This window comes from Luteimonas composti (assembly GCF_042678665.1).
In the GTDB taxonomy this organism is placed as follows: Bacteria; Pseudomonadota; Gammaproteobacteria; order Xanthomonadales; family Xanthomonadaceae; genus Luteimonas; species Luteimonas composti.
In genome coordinates this window covers 886,286-898,450 of sequence record NZ_JBHTKU010000002.1, presented here as the reverse complement: position 1 = coordinate 898,450, position 12,165 = coordinate 886,286, and the positions used below count along the sequence as shown (strand labels likewise).

The following is a 12,165-nucleotide window of genomic DNA, read 5'->3' as shown; positions in this document are numbered from 1 at the left end:
CAAGATGGACAGTCATCCACCCGCCAGACGCCCGCACAAGTCACCTGCGCACACTGTCAAAGATCTTCGAAACACCGGCCTCAGCGCCTGGGTTTCGCCCCGAAGCATTTCGCCCCAGGGAGCCGCACATTCTGTCACGGCCTTTCCGCTTCGTCAACACCCCGCGAGGGGCTTCGACCTCCCTTCAGCGTCCGGCCCGTGGGGGCGTTTCGTCGAAGGGAGCCGCATATCCTAGCGCGCTTTTCGGTTTCGTCAACTTCTTGTGAAGCCTGGTTGGCGAGATCCGTTCAGCGGGCCGGCAGAACCTGCGTGCGGGCCGGAAATGATAGGCCCACACCGGTGACATGTCACCCCGTCTCACGAAGCGACCGGTGCAGAAGTTCTCAGCGCAAGGCCGCAAGCGCCTGCGTCAGGATCCGCGCGGGTGGCAGATGGATGCCGATGGCGAACACGTCCGGCTCGCCGGCCGGCAACTCGAGGGCGGCGAACTGGCTGTCGAGCAGGGCGACGGGCATGTAATGGCCCACACGCTCGTCCATCCGGGTGGCGACGAGGTCGCGATCGCCCTGGAGGAACAGGAAACGCAGCGGCAGGCCGGTCTCGCGCAGCATGTCGCGGTGGCGGCGGCGCAGGCCCGAAAACGCGAGCGCCACCCGCTCGCCCGCGGCGACGCGGCGCTGCAGTTCCGCGGCAATGCGCTCCACCCAGGGCAGGCGCATTTCGTCCGTGAGCGGGCGGCCACTGGCCATATGCGCCCGGGCCTGGGGAGTGTGGAAGTCGTCGGCGTCCAGGAAGGTGGCGGGCCAGGCGTCCGCCAGCGCGCGACCGATCGTGGTCTTGCCGCTGCCCGACACCCCCATCACCACCGCCACCGACACCTCGCCCGCGCTCATGCCGGCAGCTCCACTCGGACCGAGTAGCGGCGTCCCGGCTCGATGCCGGAGATGCGGCTGCCCAGCAGCGGCGCCCCATCCACTTCGACGCGCTGCGATGCCAGTCCACCCATCCGCACGATCTCCACCTCGAAATCCGCTCCACGGAAAACGCGGCGGGCCCGCACGCGCGGCCAGTGGGAGGGCAGCTGCGGCGCGACCTGCAACCCGTCGCCATCGCCACGCAGCCCGAGCAGCGATTCGATGATGCAGCGGTACATCCAGGCTGCGGTGCCGGTGTTGAACAGCTGGCTCGAACGCCCCGCGGTACGCGGGTGCAGTCGCCACGCGCCGCGGTAATAGTTGGGGACGAACACCGGCAACTGGCCGCGCTGGAGGCACTCGTCCGGGTCCGGGCCGGTGAGCATGGTGCGCAGGCTCCACCAGGCGCGATCGGCCTCGCCGCGGGCGTACAGCGCATGCATCCAGAACGCCGCGGCGTGGTTGTAGACCGCGCCATTCTCGGCCGAACCGGGGAACTTCTGGGTCAGGCGGCCCACGTCCTCGCGCATCCCGGTATACGGCGGGCCGAGCATGGCCATGCCGTGCGGAGAAGCGAGTTCGGCTTCGACCGCGGCGATCATCCGTGCCTGCCGCGACGGATCGGCCGCGCCGCTGAGCATCGCCCAGCTCTGCGGGTTGAGGTAGATGCGCCCCTCGGCATCGTGCGCGGCGCCGAACACCACGCCGTCGTCGGTGATGCCGCGCGCGTACCAGTCGCCATCCCACAGCTGCGCGTTGACCGCCGCATTGAACGAGGCGGCCCCGTCGCGGAACTCGGCCACCTGCGCGGCGCGGCCGGCGCGCTCGCAGACGGCAGCCCACAGACCGAGCGCATGGGCGCTGGCCAGCGACAGCCAGCCGGACACGCCCCGCCCCTTCCAGCCGACCATGTTCATCGGATCGCACCAGTCGCCCTGCGCGATCCAGCTCAGGCCGCGGTCGTCGCGCTGCGCGAGCAGCCAGCGCATCGCGCGGTCGATGCGTTCGGCGACGGTGGCGACCTGGCCACGCGCATCGGCGACGGTTTCGCCGAGCAGCGCGTCGTCGCCGGTCTCGTCCAGGTAGGCCTGCAGGCAGACCGGAAGCCAGACGCAGTGGTCGGTGTGCGGGACCTGGTTGATGTACTTGAGCTGCGCGCCCTCGGCCAGCAGGATGCCGTCCGGCATGGCGCCGCTGTCCTCCTGCTGCGACAGCGCCAGCAGGAAGGAGGCACGCGCGGTGGAAGGCTTCAGGTAGGCCATGCCCATCTGGTCCTGCAGGTAGTTGCGCGTCTGCGGATCGGTGGTCAGGCGGTTGGAATCGCCGTGGTAATACACCTGCCGCGGCAGCCAGTGGTTGGCGAACGCGTCGAACCAGGGATCGGGGGTTTCGATCTCGATGCAGCCCCGTGCCTCCGCGAGCCTGGCGACGGAAGCGGCGGCCGCCACGGCGAACCCGCCGGGCGCGAGGTAACGCTGGCGCAGCGCGACGATGTCGGCCTCGTCCTTCGCCGGTGCGAACACGAAGTGGAACTCCTCGGCCGCGCCGTCCGCGAGCGAGAGGCGGTACTGCAGGGCGGCCACCGGCGTCTCGTACAGCGCGTCGCCGTTGCCCAGCGACGCATCCAGCACTCCGTCGGGCGCGTGCAGTCCGCCAGCGCCCTCGAACGCGGCCTGGTTGGCCTCCCAGGCGTCGGGCGCGCGATCGTGGAGCAGGACGGTCCGGTCCTTGAAGTCGCGCTGGCGGAACCAGTCCTCCACCTTCTGGTAGGGCGTCACGCTGTCGCAGACGATGCCGCCGAGGTCCGCGCGGTAGCGGCCGGACTGGTTCATCCAGGACATGTATCCGACCGGAAAATACGGATACAGGGACAGCCGGCGCGCGCGTCCCGACACGTTGCGCACGCGCAGGGTCCACAGTTCGGCGACGTCGTCGGCGGGAAGACGGACGGCCAGTTCGATCTCGAGGCCGCCGCTGCGCACCGTCCAGGCCGCGTCGGCGGCACCGACGGAGAAGCGGAACGCCTCGGGCTCGCGATTGACCGGCGCATGCGGCACCGAGAACAGCGCGCCGTCGTCCTCGTCCTTCACGTAGCAGAAGCGGCCCGGATGGTGCGCGTAGTAGGGCTGCTCCGGCTGCATGAAGGTTTTCGCCTCCAGCGCCGGTGCGTGCGCGTACTTCGCCGGTTCGGGCTGCATGAACTGGGCGGTGGCGTAGCCGCGGCAGTTGAGCTGCAGCAGCATGCGACGGTTCCACAGGAAGGTAGATGCCTGCGGCATCGCCGTGGGACTGGTCAGCACGCAGCGGCGGCCGCCGCCCTCGAACGCGCAGGGCCCGTCACTCACGTCGTCGATTCCCGCCGCGCCTGCAGCTCGGCCTGCACCTGTTCCAGCGCGCGGTCGTCGAGCGGGTAGAACCGCATCACCCAGGCCGCGAGCAGCGCCACCACGCCGGGGATCACGGTCAACAGCAGGGCGATGCCCTGGCGCGAGGCGTCGCTCTGCGCCTCGTTGGCCACGTAACCCAGCGCCGCCAGCACCCAGGCGATCAGCGCCGAGGCCAGCGCGCCTCCGAGCTTCTGCGAGAACGTCGCGGCCGAGAACGTCATCGCGGTGGCCCGGCGGCCGGTCTTCCACTCCGTGTAGTCGGCGCAGTCGGCGTACATGGAGAAGGCCAGCGGCGACTTCGGACCCAGCAGCAGGCCGATCAGGGTGTTGATGCCCAGCAGCAGCCAGACCTGGTCGGGCGGCACCAGGTACATCGCGCAGCTGAGCACGCCCACGGCGGCCATCAGCCACATCATCAGGCGCCGCTTGTCCACGTAGCGCGTCATCAATGGCGTCAGCGCAGCGCCGATCGCCAGCGCGACCGAATACACGCCCAGGAAGGTACCGGTGAGTTCCGGCTGGCCCACGTAGTACTTGAGGAAGTACACCAGCGAGCCGCTGCGCATCACGATGGTCACCATGATCACCAGCGCCAGCACGAACAGCACCAGCCAAGGCCGGTTGTGCAGCAGGTCGGCGATGTCCTGGCGGATCGCGCTGCGCTGCGACGGGGGCGGCGCGATGCGCTCGCGGGTGGACAGGAACACGGTGGCGAAGGTGGCCGTCGCGATCAGTCCGTACAGGGCCAGCGTGAGCTGCCAGCCCAGGGCCTCGTCGCCGCGCCCCAGCCAGCCGACGAGATCGAGCGTGAGCCAGCTGACCAGGGTGGTGCCGGCGAAGGCGGCGATGAAGCGGAAGCTGATCAGGGTGGTGCGCTGCTGGCTGTCGGCCGTCATCACCCCCGACAGGGCCGAGTAAGGCATCGAGAGCACGGTGTAGGCCAGCATCATCAGGCTGAATGTGGCGTAGGCCCAGAGCAGCTTGCCGCCCTGGTCGAGGTCGGGAACGGTCCAGGTCAGCACGCCGGTGACGGCCAGCGGCAGCGCGCCCCACAGCAGGTAGGGACGGAACCGGCCCCAGCGGGTGCGGGTCCGGTCGGCCAACGCACCGATCAGCGGGTCGGTGATCGCGTCGACGATCTTGGTCACCAGCATCATCGTGCCAACCGCGGCCGCGGCCAGGCCCATGACGTCGGTATAGAAGATCAGCAGGAAGGCCGAGATGTTGGCCCAGTAGAGGTTGAAGCCGAAATCGCCGATGCCGTACCCGGCCTTCTCGCGGAAACGCAGGCGCGCGCGCGCGCCGCCGTCCGCACTGGTGGCTGCTGGCTGGACCATGTTCCTCCCGTCCACGCCGATGACCGGCGGCTGTGCCGGCATGGCGTGGTAGCGCTACCAAGAGTGCCGGGATCGGGGCGCCTTGGCAAACGCGGTTGCGGATGTCACCGATGTCCGTCTTCCGGGCGCGGTCGTGGAACGGTGACGCCGGCAGGCCGGGCCGCCCGTTGTCCCCGGGGGGCCGGCGACCGCGAGGTGTCAAGCCTTGTCCCGTCCGTCCCGCCCCCCTACCCTGCCCCTGCCCGCCTGGCCCCGGCCGCGATGTCCCGCTTCGTCCATCTCCACCTCCGCAGCGAGTATTCGCTGGTCGACTCGACCATCCGCATCCCGGACCTGGTCAAGCGCTGTGCCGCGCTCGGACAGCCATCGGTCGCGATTACCGATCGCAACAACCTGTTTTCGCTGGTGAAGTTCTATCGCGCGGCGGAAGGCGCGGGGATCAAGCCGGTGGCCGGCGCCGACGTGATGGTCGCCGAGGGCAACGACCAGGCCTGGCTGCTGACCCTGCTGGTGCGCGACCATGCAGGCTATCTGTCGCTGTCGCGCCTGCTCAGCCGCGCCTGGATGCAGGGCCACCGCAACGACGGCGTCGTGGTCCGCCCCGAATGGCTGGCCGACGACGCCACCGGCCTGTTCGCCCTGGCCGGACGCCACAGCCTCGCCGGCCAGCAGCTGGCCGGCGGGCGCGACGACCTCGCCGGCCAGGCCTTGGCCGACCTGCAGCGCGTCTACGGGGAGGACTGCTTCCTCGAGCTCACCCGCTGCGGCCTGCCGGGCGAGGACGACTTCAACGGATTCGCGCTGCAGGCCTCGTCCGCGCGCGGCATTCCGGTGGTGGCCAGCAACGACGTGCGCTTCCTCGACGCCGACGGCTTCGAGGCCCACGAGGCGCGCGTGTGCATCGCCTCCGGGCGGGTGCTGGACGACCCCAAGCGGCCGAAGGACTACGCGCCGGGCCAGTACCTCAAGTCCAGCGAGGAAATGGCCGCGCTGTTCGCCGACATTCCCGACGCGATCGACAACACGGTCGCGCTGGCGCAGCGCTGCAACCTCGAGCTGCGGCTGGGCACCTACTACCTGCCCGCCTACCCGGTACCGGACGACGAGACGCTCGACACCTGGATCGCGCGGCAAGCGCGCGATGGCCTGGAGCGGCGCCTGGCCAAGTACCCGCTGGCGCCCGGCCACACCCGCGAGAGCTACTTCGAGCGGCTCGAAGTGGAACTGGGCGTCATCATCAAGATGGGGTTCCCGGGCTACTTCCTGATCGTCTCGGACTTCATCAAGTGGGCCAAGGAGCACGGCATCCCGGTCGGGCCGGGCCGCGGCTCGGGCGCCGGCTCGCTGGTGGCCTGGGCGCTGGAGATCACCGATCTCGACCCGCTGCCCTACGACCTGCTGTTCGAGCGCTTCCTCAACCCCGAACGCGTGTCGATGCCGGACTTCGACATCGACTTCTGCATGGACCGCCGCGACGAGGTGATCGACTACGTGGCGGCCAAGTACGGCCGCGACCGCGTCAGCCAGATCATCACCTACGGCACCATGGCCGCCAAGGCGGTGCTGCGCGACGCCGGCCGCGTGCTGGGCCACCCCTACGGCTTCGTCGACGGGCTGTCGAAGCTGATCCCGCTGCAGCCGGCCGACCCGCTGTCGCTGGAGGATGCGATCGGGCGCAGCAAGCGCGCGCAGAAGGACAGCAATTACGTCGTCGCCGAGTTCAGGCAGCGCTACGAGGAGGAGGACGAGGTCCGAGACCTGGTCGACCTCGCGCTGCAGCTCGAGGACCTGACCCGCAACGCCGGCAAGCACGCCGGCGGCGTGGTGATCGCGCCCTCGCCGCTGTCGGACTTCTGCCCGCTGTTCGCCGAACACGACGAGGGCGGGCGCGGCCGCAACCCGGTCACCCAGTTCGACAAGGACGACGTGGAGGCGGTCGGCCTGGTGAAGTTCGACTTCCTCGGCCTGCGCACGCTGACGATCATCGACTGGGCGGTGAAGGCGATCAACGCGCGCCGCGCCGCGGCGGGCGAGGCGCCGCTGGATATCGGTGCGCTGCCGCTCGACGACCAGGCCAGCTACGAGCTGTTCGCGCGTGGCGACACGGTGGCGGTGTTCCAGTTCGAATCGCGCGGCATGCGCGAGCTGCTCAAGCGCGCCAAGCCCGATACCTTCGAGGACATCATCGCGCTGGCCGCGCTGTTCCGCCCCGGTCCGCTGGGTTCGGGCATGGACCGGCAATGGTGCGACCGCAAGCACGGCATCGAGGAGGTCAGCTACCCGCATCCGGCGCTGGAGCCGGTGCTCAAGCCCACCTACGGCGTCATCGTGTATCAGGAACAGGTGATGCAGATCGCCCAGGTCCTGGCCGGCTATTCGCTCGGCGGCGCCGACCTGCTGCGCCGCGCGATGGGCAAGAAGAAGCCCGAGGAGATGGCCAAGGAGCGCGCCAAGTTCGAGGCGGGCGCCGCGGCCAACGGGGTCGACGCCAGGACCGCGACCCAGATCTTCGACCTGATGGAGAAGTTCGCCGAGTACGGCTTCAACAAGTCGCACTCGGCCGCCTACGCGCTGGTCGCCTACCAGACCGCGTGGCTGAAGGTGCACTACCCGGCCGAATTCATGGCCGCGGTAATGTCTTCGGACATGGACAACACCGACAAGGTGGTCGGCTTCCTCAACGAAGCCAAGGCCATGGGCCTGACCGTACTGCCGCCGGACGTCAACGCCTCGGCCTATATGTTCGAGGCCATCGACGGCGAGGAGGACGGGCAGGGCCGCCGCACCACCATCCGCTACGGCCTGGGCGCGGTGAAGGGCGTCGGCCGCGGCGCCTGCGAGGCGATCATCGAGGCGCGCGGCGGCGGCTATGCAGACCTGTACGAGTTCTGCAAGCGCGTCGATTCGGGCCGGCTCAACCGGCGCACGCTCGAGGCGCTGATCCAGGCCGGCGCGCTCGATGCGCTGGCGGCCAACCGCGCCTCGCTGATGCTGCAGCTGCCCGAGGTGCTCAAGGCCACCGACCAGATCGCGAAGAACCGGGCGGCCGGCATGTTCGACATGTTCGGCGGCGGCGGCGACGCCGACATCCACATCGAGCTGCCGACCTGCGACGAGTGGCCGCTCAAGCAGAAGCTCGACGGCGAGCGCGATACGCTCGGCCACTACCTCAGCGGCCATCCGCTCGATCCCTACCGCGACGAACTCCGCGGCCTGGTCGGCCACGACCTGGGCCAGCTCGACCAGCTGTGGGCGGGCCGATCGGAGTCCGAATCGCGCGGCTGGCGGCCGGAAACCACGGTGGTGATCGCCGGCCAGGTGATCGCGATGCGCAAGCGCGGCGATTCCCAGGCATTCGTGCAGATCGAGGACGGCCGCGGGCGGCTCGAATGCGCCTTCTTCGCCGAGGAGTACTTCAGCTACGCCTCGCTGCTCACGCGCGACCGCATCCTGGTGATCGAGGGCGGACTGCGCGAGGACGAGTTCAGCGGCGGCTTCGCGCTGCGCGCGCGGCGCTGCTGGGATTTCGAGCAGGTCTGCGCGCAGAACGCGCAGGGCCTGTCGCTGCGCCTGGACCTGCGGGTGGCCGGCGCGCTGGAGCGCGTCGAATCGCTGTTCGCCCAGCACCGGCCCGGCAGCACCCCGCTGCGCTACGAGCTGCTGCTGCCCTCGGGCTCGACCGGCAAGCTGGACGTGAACGGCGCGCACGGCGTGCGCGTGGCGCCGGACCTGCCCTCCACCCTGCGCAGCCTCCCCGGCGTGCGCCAGGTGCGCCTGTCGCTGCAGCGGCCCTGGGTCGGCGGCTGACGCGACAGGCGGCGCCCGCCGCGGCCCACCGTACGGTCCGGACGCCCGGGTACGGTGGCGAGCGGTCCAGTCGGCTAGACTTTCCGCTTCCCTGCAGCAGTCCCGGGCATGAATCCCAATTACCTCGACTTCGAGCAGCCGATCGCGGACCTCGAGGCCAAGATCCACGAACTGCGCCAGGCCAGCAACGGCCCGGCGGTCAACATCGATACCGAGATCCACGCGCTGCAGGACAAGCTGCGCAAGCGCACCGCGCACATCTTCCGCGACCTCAGCCCCTGGCAGGTCTCGCAGCTGGCGCGGCACCCGATGCGTCCGTACACGCTGGACTACATCAAGGTGTTCTGCGACGAGTTCGAGGAACTGGCCGGCGACCGCGCCTACGCCGACGATCCGGCGATCGTGGGCGGGCTGGGCCGCATCAACGGCCGTTCCGTGGTGATCATCGGCCACCAGAAGGGCCGCGACACCAAATCCAAGGTGCGCCGCAACTTCGGCATGCCGCGCCCGGAGGGTTACCGCAAGGCGCTGCGCCTGATGAAGATGGCCGAGCGCTTCAGGCTGCCGCTGCTGACCTTCATCGACACGCCGGGCGCCTACCCCGGCATCGGTGCGGAAGAGCGCGGCCAGTCCGAGGCCATCGCCCGCAACCTGATGGAGATGGCCGAGCTGAGGACGCCGATCCTGTGCACGGTGATCGGCGAGGGTGGTTCGGGAGGCGCGCTGGCGATCGGCGTCGGCGACCGCACCATCATGCTCGAGTACAGCACCTACTCGGTGATCTCGCCCGAAGGTTGCGCCTCGATCCTGTGGAAGGACGCGGCCAAGGCGCGCGATGCCGCCGAGCAACTGGGCCTGACCGCGCGCCGCCTGCGCGGCCTGGGGCTGGTGGACAAGGTGGTGCGCGAGCCGATCGGCGGCGCCCACCGCAATCCGCGCCAGACCGCGATCCGGCTCAAGACGGTGCTGATGAACGAGCTCGACGCGCTCGAACAGCTGCCGCTGGATGAACTGGTCGCCGCGCGCTACCGCCGCCTGCGCGGCTACGGCGCCTACGAGCACGCCTGAGACACGCGCCGGAGCGGCGCGGTGAACAAGGGGGAGGCGGTGAACCGGCCCGAGCCCAGCACGTCCGGCGCCCTGCCGGCCGCACTGCCTGCGCCATCCTGCGAAGGCCCGATGCTGGTGGGCTACAGCGGCGGGCTGGATTCGACCGTGCTGTTGCACCTGCTCGCCCAGAGCGACCAGATGCGGCGCCGCGGGCTGCGCGCCCTCCATGTCCATCACGGCCTGCACGCGGACGCCGACGAGTGGGCGCGGCACTGCATCGACCTGTGCCGGGAACTCGATGTCCCGATCGACGTCGTCCGGGTGGCCGTCGCAGGCGACACCGGCGACGGCCTCGAGGCGGCGGCGCGCGACGCCCGCCATGCCGCCTTCGCCGAGTGCCTCGGCGAAGGCGCGATCCTGGCGCTGGCCCACCATCGCGACGACCAGGCCGAGACCTTCCTGCTGCGGGCCCTGCGCGCCTCGGGTCCAGACGGGCTCGGCGCGATGCGCGCGTGGCGACGCTTCGGGCGCGGCTGGATGTGGCGGCCCCTGCTCGAACTGCCGCGGCAGGCGCTGCTGGCGCACGCACGCGCCCATGGACTGCGCTGGATCGAGGATCCATCCAACGCGGATGACGCGCACGACCGCAATTTCCTGCGAAACAAGGTGATGCCGCTGCTGCAGGCGCGCTGGCCGCATGCAGGCGCCGCCTTCGCGCAGGCCGCCGGCCTGCAGCGCGAAGCGTCCGCGCTGCTGGAGGAAATGGACGCACAGGCGCTGGCCATGGTCCGTACGGTCGATCCCCGCTGCCTGCACGTCGCGTCCCTGGCGGCGCTGCCTGCGCCGCGACGCGCACGCGTGCTGCGCCGCTGGGTCGCCGAAACCGGCCTGCCGCCGCTGCCGGCGCGGGCCATCGCTGAACTCGCCCCGCTGCTCGCAGCGGGCCCGAACCCGCGCGGCGAGTTCGCCTGGTCCGGCGCCGCCATCCGTCGCTGGCGCGGCCTGCTGTACGCCGGCTTGCGTCCACCTCCGCCGGATACCGCGCCGCGGTACTGGGACGGGCGGGCCGCGCTGCACTGGAGCGGCGGCGAGCTGTCGCTGACGCCGCCGGGACCGGCGGGCGAACCCCGGGACGCCATCACACCGCGTTTCGTCGTACGCTCCCGTCAGGGCGGCGAGCGCATCACCCTGCCCGGCCGGCGCCATTCGCATGCGCTCAAGCACGTGCTGCAGGACCTCGGCGTGCCGCCCTGGAGCCGGGAGCGGTTGCCGCTGCTGTTCGACCCGGAGGGCGAGCTGCTGGCCGCCGGCGACCTGGTCCTCTCGGCCCGCTTCGACGCCTGGTCGCGCAACACCGGACGGCGCCTGTCCTGGCGCGGTTGAGCGTCGCGCACATGCCGTCCGCGGGCGGCTGGCTTACACTGCGCGCATGGGCCAGAAAGCCGACACCACGACCTCCGACGCCTCGCCCGTCGCCGATTTCGAGTCCTCGCTCGACCAGCTCGAACAGCTGGTGGAGAAGATGGAGCACGGCGAGATGAGCCTGGAGGAATCCCTCGCCGCCTACGAACGCGGCGTGGGCCTGTACCGCCACTGCCAGCAGGCGCTGGAGCAAGCCGAACTGCGCGTGCGCCTGCTTGCCGATCCCGACGCGCCGGAGCGGGCCGAACCCTTCCCCGGCCTCGATGGCGACGCCTGACCCCGCGGGGGGCCTGCTCCAGGCCGACCTGGCCCACTGGCGCAGCCGCACCGACGCCACGCTCGCGGCCGCGTTCGACGCCCTGGAAGGCCGGACCGAACCGCGCCTGCTCGCGGCCATGCGCCATGCGGTACTGCTCGGCGGCAAGCGGATGCGCCCACTGCTGACCTACGCCGCCGGCCTGGCCTGCGGCGCCGACATCACCCGCCTGGACGCCCCCGCCGCGGCGGTGGAGCTGGTGCATGCCTACTCGCTGGTGCACGACGACCTGCCGGCCATGGACGACGACGCCCTGCGCCGCGGCCAGCCCACCGTGCATGTGGCCTTCGACGAAGCCACCGCGATCCTGGCCGGCGATGCGCTGCAGTCATTGGCCTTCGCCCTGCTTGCCGATGCGCCGGTGCCCGACGCCGCGCGCGTGTCGATGCTGGCCGAACTGGCCGGCGCCGCCGGCGCGGCCGGCATGTGCGGCGGGCAGGCTTTCGACCTGGCGGCCACCGGCAGCGCGATCCCGCTGGACGCCCTGGAACGGCTGCATGCACTCAAGACCGGCGCGCTGCTGCGTTCCGCGGTGCGCCTGGGCGCGATCGCGGCCGGCGCGGATGCCGCGGCGCGCGACCGGCTGGACGGCTTCGCACAGGCGCTGGGGCTGGCCTTCCAGATCCGCGACGACCTGCTCGACATCGAGGGCGACAGCGCCACGCTCGGCAAGACCGCCGGCAAGGACGTGGCGCAGGACAAGGCCACCTTCCCCGCCCTGCTTGGCGTCGAGGCCTCGCGCGCGCGCCTGCGCGAACTCGCCGCGCGGATGTCGGAGGCCCTGGCCGGCTTCCCCGGCGACACCGCCGCGCTGGCCGAACTGGGCCGGCGCTCCATCGAGCGCGCGCACTAGCCAGCGCGCAACGTCGCGCGATCCCGGGCCTCGCGTGCCCGCGATGATCATCCCGCGCGCCGCCGTCGCCATCGTCTTC

General features: G+C 70.8%; 8 protein-coding genes. 5 read left to right on the top strand and 3 right to left on the bottom strand.

The annotated features are described in order from the left end of the window. Nucleotides 1-383 precede the first annotated feature (383 nt). The 3 genes from ACFQ2D_RS08805 to ACFQ2D_RS08795 all read right to left on the bottom strand — a co-directional run bounded on the left by ACFQ2D_RS08805 (nt 384) and on the right by ACFQ2D_RS08795 (nt 4,638). Nucleotides 384-893 carry a gluconokinase gene (locus ACFQ2D_RS08805; RefSeq protein WP_280942296.1) on the bottom strand — a complete coding sequence of 170 codons (510 nt, stop codon included), beginning with the start codon at nt 891-893 and terminating at the stop codon, nt 384-386. After that, nucleotides 890-3,193 (bottom strand): GH36-type glycosyl hydrolase domain-containing protein, encoded by a 2,304-nt coding sequence (locus tag ACFQ2D_RS08800; protein ID WP_280942368.1) that lies wholly within the window; start codon nt 3,191-3,193, stop codon nt 890-892. Before ACFQ2D_RS08800 ends, ACFQ2D_RS08805 begins: the two co-directional genes overlap by 4 nt. 62 nt (nt 3,194-3,255) lie before the next feature. Beyond that, nucleotides 3,256-4,638, bottom strand: a complete 1,383-nt coding sequence (locus ACFQ2D_RS08795; RefSeq protein ID WP_280942297.1) for an MFS transporter — start codon at nt 4,636-4,638, stop codon at nt 3,256-3,258. Nucleotides 4,639-4,899: 261 nt separating this feature from the next. Between ACFQ2D_RS08795 and dnaE the strand changes: the two genes are divergently transcribed. From dnaE to ACFQ2D_RS08770, 5 genes are all read left to right on the top strand, one after another. After that, nucleotides 4,900-8,445, top strand: coding sequence for a DNA polymerase III subunit alpha (gene dnaE / locus ACFQ2D_RS08790; protein ID WP_280942298.1), 3,546 nt, complete (start codon nt 4,900-4,902; stop codon nt 8,443-8,445). Nucleotides 8,446-8,553: 108 nt separating this feature from the next. Continuing rightward, nucleotides 8,554-9,513 carry an acetyl-CoA carboxylase carboxyltransferase subunit alpha gene (locus tag ACFQ2D_RS08785; RefSeq protein WP_280942299.1) on the top strand — a complete coding sequence of 320 codons (960 nt, stop codon included), beginning with the start codon at nt 8,554-8,556 and terminating at the stop codon, nt 9,511-9,513. Between the two features lie 111 nt (nt 9,514-9,624). Then, nucleotides 9,625-10,878, top strand: a complete 1,254-nt coding sequence (gene tilS, locus ACFQ2D_RS08780; protein ID WP_342457127.1) for a tRNA lysidine(34) synthetase TilS — start codon at nt 9,625-9,627, stop codon at nt 10,876-10,878. 46 nt (nt 10,879-10,924) lie between these two features. After that, nucleotides 10,925-11,194 (top strand): exodeoxyribonuclease VII small subunit, encoded by a 270-nt coding sequence (locus ACFQ2D_RS08775; RefSeq protein ID WP_280942301.1) that lies wholly within the window; start codon nt 10,925-10,927, stop codon nt 11,192-11,194. 13 nt (nt 11,195-11,207) lie between these two features. Continuing rightward, a complete protein-coding gene (locus ACFQ2D_RS08770; RefSeq protein WP_386795620.1) occupies nt 11,208-12,086 on the top strand; it encodes a farnesyl diphosphate synthase in 879 nt (292 codons plus the stop codon). Nucleotides 12,087-12,165 lie beyond the last annotated feature (79 nt).